Origin of the sequence: Flavobacterium rakeshii (genome assembly GCF_009741375.1) — a bacterium.
Lineage (GTDB): Bacteria > Bacteroidota > Bacteroidia > Flavobacteriales > Flavobacteriaceae > Flavobacterium > Flavobacterium rakeshii.
The window spans coordinates 157467-177597 of record NZ_WOWP01000001.1 but is presented as its reverse complement, the minus strand read 5'-3'; the positions used below and the strand labels follow the sequence as shown (position 1 = coordinate 177597).

The window sequence follows — 20131 nt, the reverse complement described above, 5'->3', positions numbered from 1 at the left end:
AATTTTGGATAATAGTAATCCTAAAGGCCGGCCGGGCCAGCCTTTAGTAATTACTAATTTTGAAGTAAATTATTTATGAGAAAACACTACTGATATACTTTTACATAATCAACTTCCATAGTCGACTGGGTAAATCCAGGATCTATTTCTCCGCCAAAGTTACCACCCATGGCAACATTTAGTATAATGAAGAAATCGCTGTTAAACGGTGATGAACTCACATTATCATAGCTGTGGAACTCTACATCGTCTACAAAGAACCTAATTTTTGTAGGACTCCAAATTACACTGTAAACATGGAACTCATCCGATACTCCGGCTACTGTAGTAGAACCTGTATTGGCATTACCGCCCGAGTTACCAGGGTAGTGTAGGGTACCGTGAATAGTGTTTTGGTCGTTACCTACATGCTCCATAATATCTATTTCACCACAACCCGGCCATGAATTTGTAGCATAATCAGAACCCAGCATCCATAGTGCAGGCCATGTACCCGCACCTGTAGGCAGTTTAGCCCTGATTTCTACTTTACCATAAGTAAAGTCATAAAGACCTTCGGTTTTCATTCTTGCCGATGTATAATCAAATCCGTTTGAATTTTCTGCTTTAGCGGTAATTTTAAGCATACCATCTTCAACTACAGCATTCTCTGCAAGGTAGTACTGCGCTTCATTGTTACCCCATCCGCTTTCGCCATTACCTATTTCCATAGTCCAGTTATCAGGATTTGGAGCACCATCTACATCAAATTCGTCAGACCACATAAGTGTATCATAGCTAGGTTCTTCACCACCGGAGTTCCCCTGCTCATCTACAGGAGTAGTAGTGAATATATGATACCATGCAAGTGCATCATCACCACCCATCACAGCTCTTACATGCATTTCGTTTTCTGTAATTGAAAGAATTTCATAAGTAGAAGTACCAATGTAGTATCCCATGAATCCGTTATCGCTAAAGTCCATTACAGTACCTCTTTTCTCATCATCAGGTACAAGAGAACCTGATGGGCCTAAGCTTACCACTTTTTCGCCAGATGTATCGTAAGGCGAACACTGGTCTGTTGTAGCTGTACTACCACCTACACTGTTGAATGAAGCGTTAAAGAAAGTATTTCCGCCATTATCAAGCGTATAATTGATAATGCCATTGTTTAATGTGAAAGTAAGTACGTTGTCGTATAAACAACTGCTTGCCGGATCTCCTGCTTTTTCAAACGGAGCTGCTGCATAGTAACTAGGTGTACCTGTATTTTCTGATGTGTCGTTAGGGCCCACACCAAGGTGACCCGGAGCTGCTGCATACCAGTACCATACTTTAGATGTACCGGCTGTTAAAAACTGTACAGCTTCTTCGTCAGAGAAGTTACTAAATACGGTAACCTCAATACTGGTACTTGTAGTTACGCCACCTGTACCGTTTGCCAGTACTGTAACAGTGTATGTATTAACACCATTTTGAGTGAATCGTTTTGTACATACTCCTGATGCCGAAACAGCAGAAGACCCATCACTAAATAAATATTTATAGCTAATAGCATTATCTGCAGTAGCAGTAAAGTTTACTAAACCGCTACCGTCTCCGTCAGGATTTTCGGCATCCTGTCCTACTATATCATAGTTAACCGTAAGGTTAGTAGGGGCTGTGATGTCCCCAAAGGTTGAATCGTCATCCTGACAGCCCCATAGTACTGCTACAAAGGCAAACAGGATTCCTATTTTAGTTATATATGTTTTCATAAGCTCTTTTTTAGTTTGTAAGTTCTATATCGTCAAAATAGTAGGTTGCACCTGTGCCCGGCTGGTTAAAGTCAAAGAACAGTACTACGGTTTGAAAGTTGGCAGAGTTATCAATTCCGGTAAAGTCATACTCAAGTTCTTCCCACTGGTTAGCTACGGTAGTAGTAGCAGGAAGTTCTGTAGTTATTTCAGCTCCGTTATTCTCTAGCTTAAGCAGCACTGTAATACCTGCCTGAGGCGACCATACTTTCATTTTTATTTTTTGTTGAGTAGAGAAATCAATAGGTGCTACAAGAGGCATAGCTATACCTGCCCAAGTTTCGGCACCGTTGTTTTTTACTACCTGTCCTACAAAACCGCTTGTGTTGATGCCCGATGCATCCGGGTTTTCTACTTTAGAACCAAAGGCATTACCAAAACCGTTAAATGTGTACTCAATATCGTACTCAAAGTTTAACGGAAGTGATACCGACTGCTCTGGAGCTGCTTGTCTGATATCATCAAAGTAGTAAGTTTCACCACCACCGTTAACACCAAAGTTAAAGAACAGTACAATACGTCCGTACTCGTTATCAAGGCTTATTTCAGAGAAGTCGTAAGTAAGTTCTTCCCACTCGTTAGAAACTGTAGTTACCTGATCTACCTCATAGTTAATATCAGCATTATCAAGGTTTTCCAGTTTAAATTTAACGGTAGCACCTGCAACTGGCGACCAAACTTTAAGCTTAATTTGATTTAGCGAAGTAAAATCAATAGGAGCGTCAAGCGGTAGGGAAGTACCTGCCCACACTTCGGCACCTGCATTTTTAACCTGCTGTCCCACCATAGAACTGGTGTTGATACCCGATGGATCTGGGTTTTCTACTACAGATGTTGTAGCGTTACCAAAGTCACCAAAAGCATAATTTAAAGTGTTATTTTCAAACTCTATAGGTAATAAAAGCGGGTTTGTGATAGTAACCTGCTGCGTTACTGTTGTAGTAGCTACACCACCGCTAAAAGCAGTTACTGTTACATCATACGTACCAATGGCAGCATAAGTGTATGGTACCTCATCACCTTCATTAAACTGAACCGGAGCAACGTTTTCGTCTTCACCAAAAGTAACTTCATAAAAAGTTTCATAATCGGCAGTAGCGCTAACATTAATACTAAATGGATCTCCGTTTACAGCAGCAATGTTTACTGTAAGGTTTTCTGGAGCTACAAATGTAACTGTTAATTGTTCTGTTATTTCAGTTTGTTTTCCGGTAATACCGTAACCTACAATCGTAACATCATATACACCTTCGGCATAATTGTGCTGCGCTTTTTGCCCCGGCATTACCGTAGCCGGATCTGGAGTACCGTCTCCAAAATAAACGCTGTAGTTACCTATACCTTCACCATTGGGCTGGATGGTTACCAGGCCACTATTATCCTGAGTAATGGTGAACAGTGCGGAAAGGTTTGCCGGGGTAGGAGCATTATCCAGAAACCCCGAGTCAAACTCGTCGTCGTTACAGGCTGTAAACAAAGCCGTAACAAATACTAGTGTAAATATATATTTTAAACTTTTCATATCTGTAGCGTATTAGTAGTTAGGGTTTTGCTCCCAAAGTCCGCCGGAGAACTGAATCTCTTCGATTGGAATAGGGAATACTTCGTTTTTGTTAGCTGTAAAGCCAGGTATGTTTGAAGCAGCCTGACCTGTTCTTACAAGGTCGAAGAAACGATGCCCTTCACCTAAAAGCTCTCTTCTTCTTTCTAAAAGGATAGCGCTTGTTAAAGCATCACCAGCACCGGCAAGGTCGTGGTTTTCATCGCCAAAAGCTCTTCTTCTAACTTCGTTAACATAGTCTAATGCCTGTGCAGCATTACCGCTACGGCTATATGCCTCGGCAGCCATAAGCAGTACATCAGCATAGCGTATAGCACGGTAGTTATTAGGGTTAGTAAGGTTTAAGTCATTGGCAGCTTCGTCGCTTCTTACCCTTGGTATGTATTTACGGTTAAAGTAACCGGTATCTTTATAACCGGGACCGTAACTAACATTGTCGTTTGGATGAGCAGCTATCCATTGCTCCATATCAAGAATAGTAACTTCTTTTCTCATATCACCGTCTTCATAAATAGAAGCAGCTTCTTCTGTAGGTACGTTAAAACTAAAACCAGAGGCAAACATAGGCCCATTATAGTTTCGTGGTCCACTAAAACCTACCGCTACATTACCTTCACTGCATTGAAGACACTCAAAACCGGCACCTTTAACATCAGTATACTGTACTTCAAATACTGATTCTGTTCCGTTTTCAGCAGATTGTTCAAAAAGGTTTAGGTAATCGTCTCCCTGAGTAAGAGCATACTGCCCGCTTGTAATAACGTTGTCCAGCATTGAAGCAGCTAGGGCATAATCTCCTTTATAAAGATATACTTTACCCAGTAATGCCTGTGCAGCACCTTTTGTAACACGGCCTATCTGCGGAGCTGTTACGGCTAAATCGGCAATAGCCATTTCAAGGTCGCTTATAATAGAGGCATATACCTCATCAGTAGAAGCCCTTGGGATAACAGTTTCATCACCAAGCGCAAATCTTTCGTCACCTTTTAATGGGATACCTCCAAACCATTTTAGAAGTTCAAAGTTGTAGTAAGCATGTAAAAAACGGGCTTCGGCTACAATTTGTGCCTTTCCTTCAAAATCGGTTTTGTCTTTAAATTCAAGTATGTAAGCTGCTCTGTTTACTCCTGCAAACATCCAGTTCCATATATCTTTAAGATTTGAGTTAACAGGAGTATGAGTCATCTCATCTACCTGTTGCCACCCTATAACGTCGTTAGCACTCTCACCACCCGATAGGGTATTATCTGAAGCGATTTCGCCTAATATTACATTTACATAGGTTGACTGTAGTATATCATAAGCCGCGATAAGTGCATAATTATATTCTTCTGCTGAGTTAAAGTAATTGTCTGATGATATACTGTAAACTGGATCTCTTTCCACAAAGTCGTCACTACACGATATGTTTACCGTTGCAACTATACTGAAAGCCAAAATGGCTGTAATAATTTTTCTTTTCATTTTTTTAGAAGTTTAGGTTTAAACCGATTAGATATGTTCTCGGAACAGGGTAGAAACCAAAGTCTATCCCCGAAGATAGCGGAGCACCGCTTGAAGCACCGGGATCAAAACCTCTGTATTTAGTAAATGTATATAGGTTGTTAACACCTGCATATATTCTTAATTTAGTAATACCTGCTTTCTCGGTAAAATCAGGATTAACAGTATAACCCAACTGTACATTTTGTATTCTAAGGTAAGAAGCATCTTCTACAAAAAAGTCAGAGAAAATGTTATTTGATGTAGCAGCTGTAGTTGTTCTAGGTACACTGTTACTGGTGCCTTCGCCTGTCCATCGGTCTAGCGTATAGCTCATTCTGTTTACGTCGGTAAGGTTTCTTTCGTAATTTCTTACCATATCGTTACCTACAGAAGCAAATAGGTAAGTAGCAAAGTCAAATCCTTTATAATCAAGCTGTAGGTTGAAACCCATAGTTGCATTAGGGATTGGGTCACCAATATCTGTACGGTCATCGGCATTAATAACGCCATCACCGTTAACATCTACAAAACGGATATCACCCGGCTGTGCAGCTGCTCCAAGAGCCGACTGATTTGGGTGTGCGGCAACCTCGTCAGCATTTTGGAAAATACCGTCGGTTACATAACCATAAAAGTATCCCATAGGATGTCCTACTTCCATTCTTGTAATTTGTGGCTGTCCAACCCCAAACTCACCACCTGCAAAGAATCCGGTTCCATTATTAACAGCTGTTACATTGTTTTTAATAAATGTAACATTGTAGCTTGCTTTGATATGGAAATCATCTCCTATGTAGTCGTTGTAAGTAAGAGCAAATTCAAAACCTTTGTTTTCCACATTACCGGCATTAAGTGTAGGGTTTTGTCCACCTGGACCATAAGTTCCTACAATACCCGATATTGGGATGTCTGCTATTAATAAATTAGCTCTTGTATCTTTAAAATAATCGGCAACAAATTCAAGTTTATCATTAAAGAAATTAAGATCAATACCTAGGTCAAACTTCCTTGATTCTTCCCATTTAAGGTCTGGGTTTGGTAATGCACCAATAGCAAAACCATTTGCCAGTGCACCATCAAATACATAAGTAGCCTCACCATTAAGTAAGCCTAAGTATAGATTTGAATCAAACCTGTCGCTACCAAGAACCCCATAACTAGCCCTGATTTTAGCGAAGTTAAGAATGTTATTTTGTTTAAAGAAAGACTCTTCTGAAAGTACCCAACCACCGGTAACAGACGGGAAGTAAGCTACACGATTGTTTGCTCCGAATTTAGTAGACGAATCTCTTCTAAGCATACCTGATACAAGGTAACGCCCTTTGTAGTCGTACTGAATTCTACCAAAGTATGATAGTCTTCTGTCATCAAATGAGTAAGAGTTTACAGTTTTGTTATCTGCAAAACCTGTTGTAAGACTTATGTCTGCAAATTCCCATGCATTGTTTGGTACATCAAAACCTGTAGCATATAAACCTTTACCCCATGTTTTGAATATCGTAGTACCCAGCGTTGCAGTAAAGTTGTGTTCCTTATTAATATCAAACTTATAGTTAGCATATGCATCAAAAGTATAATCGTTATCGTCAAAAGTATTTTGATTAACACTACTTCTAACATTATCAAATACTTTACCTCCGTAAGAAATTTGTTTGTTAAATATTCTTTCGTCTCTGTTTTGGGTATTAAAACCAACACGACCTGTAACAGTAAGGTTTTTAATGATTTCATAATCGGCTCCAAAAGTACCGCTTAACTTTTTAAGGTTATAATCATTATAAGTATTAGCGATTTGTGCCAGCGGGTTAATAATCTCGTTACCAAGGTTACTTCCCGGTACGGTAGAGCTACCTGTAGGAAGTACAGTAAAGTCTCCGTTAGCATCATAAGGATTATAGATTGCAGGTGTGTTAATAGCGTTAAATAGTACTGATCCAAGTACGTTTTCGTTAAATCCCTGCGAATCTGTAGTAAGGAAAATAACGTTAGTGTACATTTTAAGTTTGTCGCTTAAATCAGCATTAAGGGAAACACGTGCAGTATTACGTTCAAAGTGTGATTTATCGGCACCTCCTATTATACCTTCCTGATCAAGGTGTGAACCACTCACACGGTAAGTAACTTTTTCACCACCACCTGAAACAGAAAGGTCATGATTAATAATAGGTACTCCGCTACTAAATACTTCATCCTGCCAGTTTGTTCCTTCACCAAGGTTAGAAACGTTAGGGAAAGGAATTGGCTGTCCGCCGTTAGCATATTTTTCGTTAAGTAAAAGAGCATATTCCGAAGCGTTTAGCAATGGTAGTTTTCTTGTAGTTTCCTGAAAACCGGTATATGCGTTATAAGAGAAAGTTGCTTTTGAGTTTTTTCTTCCTTTTTTAGTAGTAATAAGTATAACACCGTTTGCACCACTGGTACCATATATACCAGCCTGAGCATCTTTCAATACGGTAATATTCTCAATATCATTAGCATTAATATCACTTAGGCTACCTATATAACCGTCTATTAATACTAAAGGAGCATTATCTTTATTTGTGGCTACACCCCTAATTCTTATATCAAGCGCTGCTCCCGGCTTACCTGACTGTGTAGTAACATTCACACCGCTTACAGTACCCTGTAGTGCCTGCTCTATCTTAACAGGCTTCATGTCTTCCAGTGTTTTTGAACCAATAACACTTACTGCACCGGTTACTTCTTTTTTACGTTGTGTACCATAACCTATCACTACTACTTCATCCAGTGTTTGAGAAGTTTCTTTAAGTGATACCGAAATAACTCCGGCTTCGGTTACGGTTTGTTCTACAGTTTCATAACCAATAAAACTGAATGAAAGGGTAGAGCCTACCGGAGCATTAATGATGTAATTACCATCCATGTCGGTAACCGTAGAGGCTGTACCATTTTTTACAATGACGTTAACACCCGGTATAGTCAAACCGGTGCCCACTTCACTTACTGTACCCTTAACTTCAATCTCCTGTGCGAAACAGAAAGATGAAATCAGAATAAAAGTAATTAAGAGTAATTTAGACTTCATATATTAAATTGTTTTTTGTGATTATCTAAAATTATGTCACAATAAATTACGAAGAATAAAATTAGCCTCAACAAAAATTATACATTCCTAAAAAACTTAAAGAAACTTTATGACATTGCCCTAATTGTGGGTGTTAACAGTAAGTTAACTGCTTAAAAATCTTTAAATAAAATTCAAAAAATACACTATTACAACGTTGTTGTTGAGGTAATGTATAGGTAAATTTACTAAATGATGTGGTGCACTAAAGCGACAATATGTACTCTACAAGCCCTAATTCGTGAGGTAATTCCATTTTTTTACGCAAACGATATCGTTTTATCTCCACACTCCTTACCGAAATGTTGAGTAGAGGGGCTATTTCTTTAGACGATAAATTAAGACGGAGGTAAGCACATAATCGAAGGTCATTTGGTGTTAAGGAAGGGTGAACAGATTTCACCTTCTTTAAGAAATCTTTATCGGCATTATTGAATGCATCCTTAAACATATCCCATGTGTCATCTTCATTAATATTTTTATTAATGGTTGTAATTACCGATTTGATATTTTTATCGGCACCACCCGTACCTGTTTTCTTCAAATCATCTTTTATAAGCGAAAGCAGTTCGTTCTTTTTAATAAGGTTCATGGTAGAGGCGGCAAGCTCCCTGTTCTTACTTTCAAAATCCTGCTGAAGCTGTTCGTTTTTAATTTTCATAAGCTCCTGTTCTTTTTCCAGTTCTTTAATTTCAAGCAGCCTGTTGTTTTCCTCTATTAGCTTTTCACTTTGGCGTTGGTAGTAGTTTTTATAAGCCCTGTTAATAAGGAAGGCAGCTATAAAGGCTAAGATGATATAAATTACCACGGCAAGGTTTGTAGCATACCATGGTTTGAGGATTACAAAAGTGTAACTCGCTGTATTTACAGATAACGAACTTCCCGTTTTAGCCCTTACCTTAAAGGTATAGGTTCCTGCCGGAAGGTTTTTAAAAGTAGTAATGGGTTTATTGTTCCATTCACTCCAGTCGTTTTGCATCCCCTCCAGCATGTACTGAAATTCGGTATTGGCATATTTGTTATACTCCGGTACGGTATATAAAAAGGTAAGGTTATTTTCGGCATACTTAAACTCGCCATCGCTTTGTATGGTTACGGGCGATGGTTTTCCGTTTAGTACATTATTGGTAATCCCTGTAATGGTAATGGTATTACTTTTAAAGTTGAGCTCGTTTATATTTAGCGTGTAGTAACCGTCTGTAGTACCTACCAGGTAAATGTTGTCTTTTATCTGGGTAATGTTTTCAAATCCCAGCATGGAGTTGGTAAGTGATGAGGGTATAGCTATGGCATTGTGTTTCAGTTCGGCGTTAAGTTTACCGGGTGAGAAGTAATTGATGTAGTTTTTGGTAAAAAACCAAAGCCTGTCCGACTTATCGGCAGTTAATTTACCCGACATATACTCATCATGATTAAACAATTTGGATAGCTTTTCATTTTTCTCAAACTGTTTGGTTTTATTATTCAAAACAAACAATCCTTCTTTTGAGGCATAATATATAGTGTTGTTAAAGCGGGATAGGGACGCATTTTTACCCTTTGCCGGAGTTTTATAAGCTTCAAAGTCGGTTATTCGTGTGTAGTTGTTATCGGCTTTAATCCTGAAAACACCTTTATATTCATGACTCACATATATTTCATTATTGCCCGAAAGGGCAAAGTAGCGGCTGGAATAATCAAATCCGGTTATCTTGTTTTTAAACTTCCAGCTTCCGTTTACCTTTTCCAGTATAGATAAACCATAGTAATTACCCTGTATAAGTTTGTTGCTGTCTGTAGGATGAGGTTCAAACTTCCAGGTACCCGATCCGTTAAACAGTAAATTAGCCTGACCTCCGTTTATGATAAATGTTCCCGAGTCATGACCACAAAACAATGTACCCTCATATTGATATAATGACCAAACCTGACCTTTAGTACCCGGAACAAAGCGGAACTCCTCTTCAGAGTTGTATGTTTTGTAAAATAATCCCTGATTAGTACCTATATATAAATGATTGTTGTATAGTGCAGAGGCATATACAGTACCTAAAAATCCGGTATCATCTACAAAACTCCTTACTGCCGACTGTAAATTAATACAGTTAATGCCGTTATCAAGTCCAATCCAAAGGTTTTTATCAGTATCCTCAAACAGCGATAGTGCTGTGTTGTTACTAAGTCCTTTGTTTTGGGTAATATGGTAACGTACTTTTCCCTGTGGCGATAGTATAAAAATACCGTTTGATACCGTTCCTAAAGCAAAACTACCGTCACTAAGCTTCTGCCCGCTGTATATACTACTTGATTTCAGCTCACTGTCGGCATCAGTATCCCAGTGGGTAATAGTATTGTTTTTTAATTCCAGTAAACCATTGTACTGTGTTTGGATAAGCAGTCCTTCATTATAAGGATATATACTTATTATTTTATTGTCGGTTAGCTGTGGAGTGTTATTCACCACCTTGCTTACTCCGTTTTCAATTTCATACAATCCTGTGCCAAAAGTTTGGTACAAAATCCTGTTACCCACCCTAAAAATTTTATTTACTCCGGTATCAGGTTTCAGTATGTTGTAAGTTTTCTTTTGGGTGTCGTAAATAAATATCTGGTTAAGCGACTGGAATATAACCCAGTGGTCGTATTGAGCAATATTCCAAAACTGCTCATCGTCTAAAATTTTGTCACGTATGCCTTCGCTTAGGGAAGTATAGCTAAGACTTCCGTCTTCGTTTCGGGTCCAGTAACCAAACTCCATATAGCATCCGGTATAAATACGTTCACCTATTACTTTAACCGATCGTATAATGGTTTCGTTAGGGGAAGGGTAAAGCGTCCATGCTGTGCCGTTGTACTCCAGTAGTCCGCCGTTATTGGCAAAATACATAAAGTGGTCCTTATCCTGGCTCATCATCCAGTTTTGGTTACCGGCACTGTACTGGTTTGTACTGTATTTAAGAATAGGGGGCAGGTCTTGAGAGAAACCTGCAAGCGTATATAATGCTGCTAATAGTAGTATAATTTTTTTCACGAAGGGTAAGGGAAGTTTGTTAGTTTATTACGAAGATACGATTACAAAATAAATATTTCATGCCACGTTAAAATAACCGAAAAGTATGCGTTTTTACAGTGATTTATTAAATAGGTGTTAATTATGGTATGAATGGCCAATTTAACAAAAAACACGCAATAAATCTCAAAGGTCTTATAAAGCAACGCTTTATGATATTTGAAATCCATAAAGCGTTGTTAAACAAAGTTTAATTAACTGTTTTCTTAACATTATCTCGATACCTGCTTTTTAGTTTTGGGTTATTAACCTATCAAAAAAATAGCAAAATGAAAAAGTTTAGAGTATTAGCCTGTACATTATTAGTAACAGGATTTGGTTTAACTTCATGTAGTAGTGATGACGATGCAGGGGATGTTAACAACGAAACACAAATAGCCGGTACATACAACCTAACGGCGGTTAACACAGCAGAAGCTACCGACTTTGATGAAGATGGTACTGCTCACATTGATCAGATGCAGGAAACAGATTGTTATGACGGCAGCAAACTGATTTTAAATGCCGACAGCACTTTTACATTTGATAAAAACGGGGTTGTGGTAAATACCGATGAAGGAACTTCGGGTTGTACAGATGCTACTTATACCGGTACATGGGAAATATTAAACGGATCTGGTAGCGATGTGATTGTAAGAGCTACTTATCAGGATAACAATGACGATGATGTAGTACTTAACCTTGTAAAATCAGGTAACGAGATTACTATTACTGATGAGTTTGGATCATACCCAGACAGAGATGAAGATACAGGTGGAGCCATTTTAACATTTGGTGCAGTGGAGTATTTGTATGTGAAATAATGAAGTTGGATGCACTAAAAAAGGGATGCTTATGCATCCCTTTTTTTATGTATTAACTTTTTTTTAAGATTGTAATGTGTTGGTTTTGGGTAACTTAGGTTTAGGTATGAGTTTTTAACTTATTCTTACAACCTTTAAAAACCAATTATTATGAAATTAAAACATTACTTAAGTTGCTTTGTTTTGTGCCTTACGCTGGTTTCATACGGGCAAAAGAAACCCAACATCCTCATTATTTGGGGAGATGATGTAGGTATGTGGAATGTTAGTGCTTATCACCGTGGTATGATGGGAGGTACTACGCCTAATATCGATAAGATTGCTAACGATGGTATGATTTTCATGGACCATTATGCCCAGGCATCGTGCACTGCCGGTAGGGCAGCATTTATTACAGGGCAATATCCTATAAGGGTAGGGCTTAGTACTGTGGGATTACCGGGTTCTCCTATTGGTTTACAAAAAGAAGACCCTACACTTGCCGAACTGCTTAAACCTATGGGTTATGCTACAGGGCAGTTTGGTAAAAACCACCTGGGAGACAGGGACGAACATTTACCTACTGCACATGGTTTTGATGAGTTTTTTGGTATTCTTTACCATCTTAATGCAGGGGAATATGAAGAAGAGTATGATTTTCCTAAAGACCCCGAAGTAGCAAAACAGTTTGCGCAACGAGGGGTAATTCATTCGTGGGCTACAGGAAACGGAAAACAGAAAATAGAGGATAAAGGTAAGTTTGGGTCAGAAAGGCAAAAGAACCTTGAATGGGAAATACTGGCAGAGTCCAAACGCTTTATAAAAGATGCGGTTAAAGACGATAAACCGTTTTTCGTTTGGCACAATACTACACGAATGCACTATAAAACAAACCTGAGCGAGAAATATAAAGGTAAAAGCGGTTATGGTATTTATGCCGATGGTATGATGGAAATGGATGATATTGTTGGTGAACTGCTGGATTTGTTAAAGGAACTGGGTGTTGAGGACAACACTATTATAATGTTTGCAACAGATAATGGTGCAGCCTCAAACAGTTGGCCAGATGGTGGTAATCAGCCGTTTCATGGTCAAAAAGGAGTAGGTGGTTATGAAGGAGGTTTCCGTGTGCCTGTAATAGTTAAATGGCCGGGAGTTATTCCGCCGGGAACCAGTACGGGTGAGTTCATGACAATGGAAGACTGGATTCCTACCATTATGGCTCAGCTTGGCGATAAAAACCTGAAAGAGGAACTGCTTAAAGGTAAGAAAGTAGGGAATATGACCTATAAGGTACACCTTGATGGCTATGACCAAAGTGATTTGATAATGCAGAAGGGTAAATCCAAACGTAAGGAGTTTTATTATTTTACCGAAACGACCTTACACGGACTGCGTTATGGCGACTGGAAGTTTTTATTTAAAACTCAGGACAAATGGTTTAACGCTGTACAAAATGATTTAACCAGTCCTATTATTACCAACCTGAAACTCGATCCGTTTGAGCGTTTTTATGATTCACGCGGGTTTGACGAATGGCAGGAAAACCGATCATGGACATTAAAGCCGGCTTTAGGCCATGTAATGGAATTTATGAAATCACTGGAAGAATATCCGCCAAGGCAAAAAAGTGAAAGTGTAAAACTGGACGACCTTATGAACACGCTATAGCCTTCACCAAGGTAGGTAGTAGATATACTAGAAACAAAAAAGCACGATTTATATCGTGCTTTTTTGTTTCTATAAGTAACGTTTTATATAATTTCGGCACTTAAGCCCGCTTCCAGTAGCTGGGTGCATTGTGGCTTTAGTTTATCCAGTTCTCCTGTTTTTACGGTGCATTTACCATTATAGTGAACAATAAGAGAGCATTGCTCTGCCTGTTCCGGTGTATGGTCGCAAACCCTTACAAGAGTGTCTATAACATGGTCAAAAGTGTTTACTTCGTCATTATACAAAACTATTTCGTTGTTTGCCGATACGGCTTCCTCAACTAATACTTCTTCTAATACTTTTTCTTTTGTACTCATATTCAATGTTTTAATTCCGGTTGCTAATTTACGTATTTTAGGGCAACCCAATTATTTTTGTCGAATTTTTTAACAAATTTAAGTCCTTTTTCGGTGCACGAAGCATCGATGGCCGGGATGTCCTCCTCATAAAAACCACTTAAAAGCAAGGTAGCACCTTCGTTAAGGCAGTCCACATACTGTTGCATGTCGTTTAAAAGTATGTTACGGTTAATATTAGCAATTATCACGTCATACTTTTTACCGTTAAGCAGTGAAGCGTCGCCTTCATAAACGCTAATGTGCTCACAGTTATTGCGTTCGGCGTTTTCAATAGAGTTAAGGTAACACCAGTTATCTATATCAATAGCGTCAATAGGTTTAGCGCCGCGCATTTCGGCAAGTATTGCCAGTATGGCAGTACCACAACCCATATCCAGTGTTTTTTTGTTTTCAAGATCGGTTTCCAGCAGGTGCTGTATCATCATAAAAGTCGTTTCATGATGTCCCGTACCAAAACTCATTTTTGGCTCAATTACAATATCATATTGAGCATTGGTTTTTTCGTGGAAAGGTGCTCTTACATAACAGCTGTTGCCTACTTCAATAGGTTCAAAATTCTTCTCCCATTCCTCATTCCAGTTCACCTGTTCTATCTCTTCAAACGTATATTCAATTTTAAATTCAGGTGATTTTAAGATGAATATGTCATCAAGAACGTTCTCGTTCCAGTACTGTTTTTGGATATAAGCAGATAAACCTTCTTCAGTCTCTATAAAGCTTTCAAAGGGAGTTTCGCCAAGTTCGGCAAGTAAAATCTCTGTTCCGGTTTCTTTCGGTTTAACCGAAAAATGATAACCTATATATATGTTTGACATAACTTTAATTTTCCGCAAAGGTAACATTAACATAACACAAGGCAGTGATAATTAATATTAAGTTTGCGCAAACTTTACAAACGTGCCTTATGGTAATGAATTAGCGCTAAAATTACCAAATGTTTGCTAATAAAAAAGCAAAATATGCATTAATGTAAGGTTAAGAAAAACACGAAAAAAACACACGAAACACAGAAATGAAAACAACATTAATCACACTTTTATTATTTGTGGGTCTTGCGGCTTCGGCACAGGTGACAATCGAGAAGACCAAAAATAATAATGACCTAAAACTTTCGGCTCTTCCATACTACAGTTATGGTAAGGGAGTAGGTTTAACTACGCCCGATAGTCTTTTCCAGTTTAATATCCGTTTCAGGATGCAAAACAGGATGTCTTATGTAGAATCTGAAGGAGAGAGTACCATTGACGGACAGATTCGTAGATTAAGGCTTCGTTTTGACGGTTATGTAGGGGATCCAAAATTCCTTTATGCTATCCAGCTTTCTTTTGCTCCGGGCGATGTAGGCCAGGCACACGAAGGTGAAAACGTAAACATTATACGTGATGCGATTGTATTTTATCGCCCTAACAAACACTGGAATATTGGTTTCGGTCAAACAAAACTACCAGGTAACCGCCAGCGTATTAACTCATCGGGAGCGCTACAGTTAACAGACCGTACTATAAACAATGCACGATTTACAATAGACAGGGATTTTGGTTTTCAGGTGCATAACCTAAACGAATTCCTTGATAAATTTTCATACAACTTTAAAGGAGCTATAAGTATGGGTGAGGGTAGGAACTCTACCAAAGAACCTGATAACGGACTTGCCTACACAGGTAAAGTAGAACTTTATCCGTTTGGTGCCTTTAAAAATAACGGTACCTTTTTTGAAGGGGACCTTAAAAGAGAAGACAAACCAAAAGTAATGGTTTCGGGAGCTTACCAGTTTAATAACAAAGCAAGAAAAACACAGGGACAGTTAGGTAACTACCTGTTTGAGAAAAGGGATATGCAGTCGTTACTTTTAGACGCTATGTTTAAGTATGATGGATGGTCGTTCCAAACGGCTTACATGCAAAGAACAGCTAAAAACCCGGTGACTTACAACCCTGATGATGTGACCGACTTTAACTATGTGTTTACAGGGCATGGGTTTGACTACCAGTTAAGTCACCTTTTCCCGTCTGACTATGAGATTATAGGTCGTTTCTCTACACAAAAGGTGCATAAGGATATTGAAACGTTTACACCAAACATTAACCAGTACAGTGTTGGTGTAACAAAATATATTTGGGAACATACTTTTAAAGCCCAAATGGAAGTTTCTATGGATGACCGTAGTTATTATAATGGTGATTCAAAACAGGTTTGGTTAGTACGTTTTCAGGTAGAAATAGGTATTTAACCATATTTAATTAATTGTGTTTACTACTAATAAAAAATCCTGCCCACCGGCAGGATTTTTTTTTGAAAAAAAACACGAAACTACTTAACTGCTACTTAACACTACTTAACTACCAGTTTCTTTACAATGCCTTCGGATGTTTTCACGATATATATACCCGAAGTCATATTTGTTGTATCTATCTTTAATGCCTGTTTGGCAGAATGTATCAGTTTTCCGTTAAGGTCATATACCTCAACATCGGCAGCACGGTTAAAGTAAGCTGTACCATCGGCAACCGGGTTAGGGAATACCACAAAGGTTTTTGGTGCTAAAGTGAAATCACCTGTTCCAAGAGCTTCGGCATTCACCTCATATATACTTAATGTACCGCTTATCTCGTTTGCAATAATCACATAACCTTTTCCGTCAGGGCTGTTGGCTTCACTAATGTAAGTGATACCTTCCGGGCCGTGGTCACCTTCATAAGCTGTAAGGCTACGGCTGTTTTTATAATCTGTAAATTTCACATCGTTAGGGTCGGTTATATCATAAACCATAACACCACCTATACGCTCTAAACCTATAAAGGCAAATGTTCTGTCCTGAATTTGTGCAACTGTTACACCTTCCGGCTCCGGACCTTTAGCGCGGCTTCTTCCTTTAAGTTCGTTTTCCTCACTGTCTGAGTTAAACAGGGCGCTTATTGAAGCATCTGTAGAAGTATACATTTCAAAGTCGTCACCACTATCAAAAACAATCGCTTTAGTATCTGCATTGAAAATTGAGAACGAACGTGCACCAAGGCAGTATATCTGTTCGAATTCCGTATCCTCATCAAGATTACCGTTTACATTAGTTACTCTCATACGACCTGCGTTGAAGCTCTTTTTAAGCATTTCTGCCTGTGGGTATGCAGTAGCATCAAGATTGTAACCGCTGTTACCTATTGTTGTTCTTTCCTCAAAGTTGTCGTACTCTTTCTCATCACCTTCGTTTGCAGTGATGATGTAGTTTACACCGTTTACATTATAGTTTGCCACGGCATCAGGAATGTAGTATGCCTGTATTGGCCAGTTGGCAATAAGTATTTCATCATTATTATCTGAAATATCAAAACCGTTACCAGGAATGCTAAGGTCTTTAGTACCCAGTGACCAGATGTCTGCTACAGCGATATTAACTAAGTCAATCTCTGCAATTGCATTGTTTTCCTGTAGTGAAACCCAAGCTTTTTGAGAATCAGCGCTCGATGTGATATATTCCGGCTCTAAATCCTGAGAAAGTGTGCTGCCTGCATATACTTTTCTAACACCTGTTGCTAAAAGTTCAGCTTCCTGAGCGTTGTAATCAGTAAAGTAAAGTGTAGTCACATTAGTTTGTGAAACCGACTCAACTCCGCCAGAGATGTCAATAACACTTACCGAACCTTCCGGGTCTACAGAGTAATCACTTTTTGGCTGACCTTCGTTAGCCGTAAGTACTTTAGTGCCGTCCGGAGTGAAAGAGATATTATCCGGTAGTGCCCCTACAGTTACCTGAGCGATAAAGGTACCATCGGTATCAAAAAATACCACGCTACCGTCAAGGTGTTCTTCAGCGTTTGGAGAAGCTACAGCCACAATACCGTCGTGTACTGCTACGCTGGTTACTCCGCCATAAGAGTTCATATCTATAGACGATACTACCGATGGAGCAGTAGGGTCTGAAAAATCTACAATGTCAAGGAAACCTGCAACAGCACTTGTAGTGAATAATCTTTGTGTTTCAGGGTCGTGTACTACAATTTCGCAGGTACTCTCGTTAGTCCCTGAAGGATCAAAACTTCCTATATAGTCAAGCTCAATGCTGTGGTTAGGCACCGGAGCCATTCTGTCGTTATCTTTAATATAGATAGTAGCAAAACTATCTCCTGTAATTTCTACACCTACAGGGTTTTCCAGGCTAAGTACAAAATATTCGGCAGCCTGCTCTTCAATACTATCATCTGTTATAGCGATAGATATTACCTGAGTAAGATCACTACTACCTGTAAAGTTTAGGGTTTGAGTGGTAAAGGTAAAGTCATTCTCATCGGCAGTGCTAAACGGAGCCGCTTTAACCACTAAGTCAACCGAAGCAGTAGCAGGGCCTTCAAGATTAAGTACAAGGTCAAGTGTGCCTGCATCTTCGTTTACTATGATAAATGTCTCATCAAAAGAGATAAGTGTGTTGTATGTAAAAGTGTAAGTATACTCACATGCCATTACAATATCATTCACATCGGCAATACCGTTAACCATAAGAGAGTACTCCATACCGGCTTCAAAAGCAGTAGCATAAGTAAGCGTTACCATGTTACCGTTTGCAACAGCAGTTGTAAGTCCGCTAATACCTGTATAGTTTGTTATTAATGCAGCACTTGTAGCATTAAGCTCATGGTTGAAAGTAAGTTCTATAGTTGTTGCGTTTACTACAGTTACATTTTGAACTGTTGGCGAGCTAGGGAAGCTCCATGTAGGCCATTCCTGAGCATCGGTTCCGGCAGCAGCACCCACCCAGTTTGCAGGGTTAAGTATTGCAGCTTTAAGTTCGGCAGGAGTACCTTCCTGAGTACCGTTATAGTAAGCATTAGCAGTATTACCTGCTTCATTACCCGGTGCAGTGCTTAGGTTAACAGCGCTTGTACCATCTGTTAAACCGGCAGGAAGCATAGAGTTGCTACCGCCACAGCTTGTATTTTCTGTAAGCCACTGGTTAGACGACATGGCTGTAATGTAGTTTGGAGCTTCTGCAGTACCGGCATAAACAATTACCTGGTCACCACCGGAGCTTAGTCCGAAATCACCACCTGTTACAGTACCTGTACTGGTAATAAGTGCAGAAGTTTGTATGGTTATAACCGAACCTGCAGGAACGCAGCTTGTAGCTGTCCATACAACACCATCGGTACATTGTGGCTGTGCGTTAGTTGTATATTTAGAATCGGTAAGGGTGATAAATGTACCCGCTGCGATATCTACAAAAGTCATAAGGGCTACTTCATCCTCTGTACCACTGGCATTCATCCTGTAGGCTACAAAAGCCATATCTCCGGCAGAAAATTCTGTTTGTAGAGATATAGTTGTAAAGGTAGAAGATTGTGTTTCGGTTATGGCATTGTCGCTCATATCCTCAATAGTGTTGGCAAGAAGTGCAACATAGTACTGCTGACTGTTTAATAATGCAACAGCAGGAGTGATGGTGATTGTGTTATCGGTAAAGGTAGCGTCAAACGGAACTGCTGTTCCCGACTCGTTGTTTAACCTAAGCTCTACCACTGCATCAATATTAGTATTTGTTATAGCTGTATTATCGGCTAGTCTTACATCTTCGTTAAACGAAATGGTAGGTAGGGTAGCTACTGTTATGTTTACCGCATTGTTAGCAGGTGTTACAGTTGCAACCGGAGCAATTGGGTCTCCGCCACCTACTACGTTACCTTCGGCAGTGAAGTTATCAAAACGGTTGTTACCACCAGTACCTCCGTCACCCTGTTCAAACTCTACTTTAAGTTTGAAGTTAGCATTATCGTTAGCAGCAGTGATAGCTGTAAGGTCTAATGTAGCTAGTGCAGGATCTCCGTTATTAGGAGCTACTGTGGTAAGTAGGGTAAAGGTAGTACCATCGGTAGAATAGTACCAGTTTTGTGTGCCTGCTCCTGAACCCGAACGGCGGGTAGCAAACTTTATCATTATATCTTCAAAACCTGTTGTTGGCAGGGCAAATTCAAGCGAACCGCCTATGGGGTCGTTAAAACGAAGGTGAGAACCGGCAACATCGCCGTTTTGTGCGTTTAGGTTTTGTACATCAAAATTTTGTCCTGTACCTCCTGAGTAGTCAATTATACTTTCGGTTCCTGCAAATGCAGTTATCGATGCTCCTGTAACGTAAGACAGGGATGGGGCTGTGATGGCCGCTTCAGACGCGTTGTCGTTGAAGTTCCAGTAGTGTATAAGGGTTTGTGCTCCTGATAATTGAGATATCAGAGAGAACCCTAATAGCAGCATAAGTTTTGAGAAGTAATTTTTAGACATACGATTTTTTTCTGGTGGTTTGTTATCACGTGCAAAAATCTATGTCAGTTTTTAC

General features: G+C 39.3%; 11 protein-coding genes. 3 read left to right on the top strand and 8 right to left on the bottom strand.

What is annotated here, in order from left to right; genetic code table 11:
* Nucleotides 1-86 precede the first annotated feature (86 nt).
* The 5 genes from GN157_RS00860 to GN157_RS00840 form a co-directional block, all read right to left on the bottom strand.
* Nucleotides 87-1739: a family 16 glycosylhydrolase gene (locus tag GN157_RS00860; protein ID WP_157481249.1), complete on the bottom strand. Its 1653-nt coding sequence runs from the start codon at nt 1737-1739 to the stop codon at nt 87-89.
* Nucleotides 1740-1749: 10 nt separating this feature from the next.
* Nucleotides 1750-3300: a carbohydrate binding domain-containing protein gene (locus tag GN157_RS00855; RefSeq protein ID WP_157481248.1), complete on the bottom strand. Its 1551-nt coding sequence runs from the start codon at nt 3298-3300 to the stop codon at nt 1750-1752.
* Between the two features lie 12 nt (nt 3301-3312).
* On the bottom strand, nt 3313-4803 hold the full coding sequence (locus tag GN157_RS00850; protein WP_157481247.1) for a RagB/SusD family nutrient uptake outer membrane protein: 1491 nt from the start codon (nt 4801-4803) through the stop codon (nt 3313-3315).
* 4 nt (nt 4804-4807) lie between these two features.
* Nucleotides 4808-7870 carry a SusC/RagA family TonB-linked outer membrane protein gene (locus tag GN157_RS00845; RefSeq protein WP_157481246.1) on the bottom strand — a complete coding sequence of 1021 codons (3063 nt, stop codon included), beginning with the start codon at nt 7868-7870 and terminating at the stop codon, nt 4808-4810.
* Nucleotides 7871-8114: 244 nt separating this feature from the next.
* Entirely contained in the window at nt 8115-10919 is a 2805-nt protein-coding gene (locus tag GN157_RS00840; RefSeq protein ID WP_317163490.1) for a triple tyrosine motif-containing protein, read from the bottom strand.
* Between the two features lie 308 nt (nt 10920-11227).
* On the opposite strand from GN157_RS00840, the gene GN157_RS00835 reads away from it, so the two are divergent.
* Both GN157_RS00835 and GN157_RS00830 read left to right on the top strand, forming a co-directional pair.
* Nucleotides 11228-11761, top strand: coding sequence for a hypothetical protein (locus GN157_RS00835; RefSeq protein ID WP_157481245.1), 534 nt, complete (start codon nt 11228-11230; stop codon nt 11759-11761).
* 150 nt (nt 11762-11911) lie between these two features.
* Nucleotides 11912-13411 carry an arylsulfatase gene (locus tag GN157_RS00830; protein WP_157481244.1) on the top strand — a complete coding sequence of 500 codons (1500 nt, stop codon included), beginning with the start codon at nt 11912-11914 and terminating at the stop codon, nt 13409-13411.
* A gap of 83 nt (nt 13412-13494) precedes the next feature.
* Here GN157_RS00830 and GN157_RS00825 read toward each other — a convergent pair whose 3' ends face one another.
* Entirely contained in the window at nt 13495-13770 is a 276-nt protein-coding gene (locus tag GN157_RS00825) for an ATP-dependent Clp protease adaptor ClpS (protein ID WP_035132939.1), read from the bottom strand.
* 23 nt (nt 13771-13793) lie between these two features.
* Nucleotides 13794-14627, bottom strand: coding sequence for a 50S ribosomal protein L11 methyltransferase (gene prmA / locus GN157_RS00820; protein ID WP_157481243.1), 834 nt, complete (start codon nt 14625-14627; stop codon nt 13794-13796).
* Between the two features lie 197 nt (nt 14628-14824).
* On the opposite strand from prmA, the gene GN157_RS00815 reads away from it, so the two are divergent.
* A complete protein-coding gene (locus tag GN157_RS00815; RefSeq protein ID WP_157481242.1) occupies nt 14825-16042 on the top strand; it encodes a porin in 1218 nt (405 codons plus the stop codon).
* Between the two features lie 101 nt (nt 16043-16143).
* On the opposite strand, the gene GN157_RS00810 is transcribed toward GN157_RS00815, so the two are convergent.
* A complete protein-coding gene (locus tag GN157_RS00810) occupies nt 16144-20076 on the bottom strand; it encodes a choice-of-anchor I family protein (RefSeq protein ID WP_157481241.1) in 3933 nt (1310 codons plus the stop codon).
* Nucleotides 20077-20131 lie beyond the last annotated feature (55 nt).

Bases quoted from the DNA above. Each gene is read 5' to 3' on its own strand.
- GN157_RS00860 (WP_157481249.1), bottom strand. From the start codon at position 1,739: ATGAAAACATATATAACTAAAATAGGAATCCTGTTTGCCTTTGTAGCA.
- GN157_RS00855 (WP_157481248.1), bottom strand. From the start codon at position 3,300: ATGAAAAGTTTAAAATATATATTTACACTAGTATTTGTTACGGCTTTG.
- GN157_RS00850 (WP_157481247.1), bottom strand. From the start codon at position 4,803: ATGAAAAGAAAAATTATTACAGCCATTTTGGCTTTCAGTATAGTTGCA.
- GN157_RS00845 (WP_157481246.1), bottom strand. From the start codon at position 7,870: ATGAAGTCTAAATTACTCTTAATTACTTTTATTCTGATTTCATCTTTC.
- GN157_RS00835 (WP_157481245.1), top strand. From the start codon at position 11,228: ATGAAAAAGTTTAGAGTATTAGCCTGTACATTATTAGTAACAGGATTT.
- GN157_RS00830 (WP_157481244.1), top strand. From the start codon at position 11,912: ATGAAATTAAAACATTACTTAAGTTGCTTTGTTTTGTGCCTTACGCTG.
- GN157_RS00825 (WP_035132939.1), bottom strand. From the start codon at position 13,770: ATGAGTACAAAAGAAAAAGTATTAGAAGAAGTATTAGTTGAGGAAGCC.
- prmA (WP_157481243.1), bottom strand. From the start codon at position 14,627: ATGTCAAACATATATATAGGTTATCATTTTTCGGTTAAACCGAAAGAA.
- GN157_RS00815 (WP_157481242.1), top strand. From the start codon at position 14,825: ATGAAAACAACATTAATCACACTTTTATTATTTGTGGGTCTTGCGGCT.
- GN157_RS00810 (WP_157481241.1), bottom strand. From the start codon at position 20,076: ATGTCTAAAAATTACTTCTCAAAACTTATGCTGCTATTAGGGTTCTCT.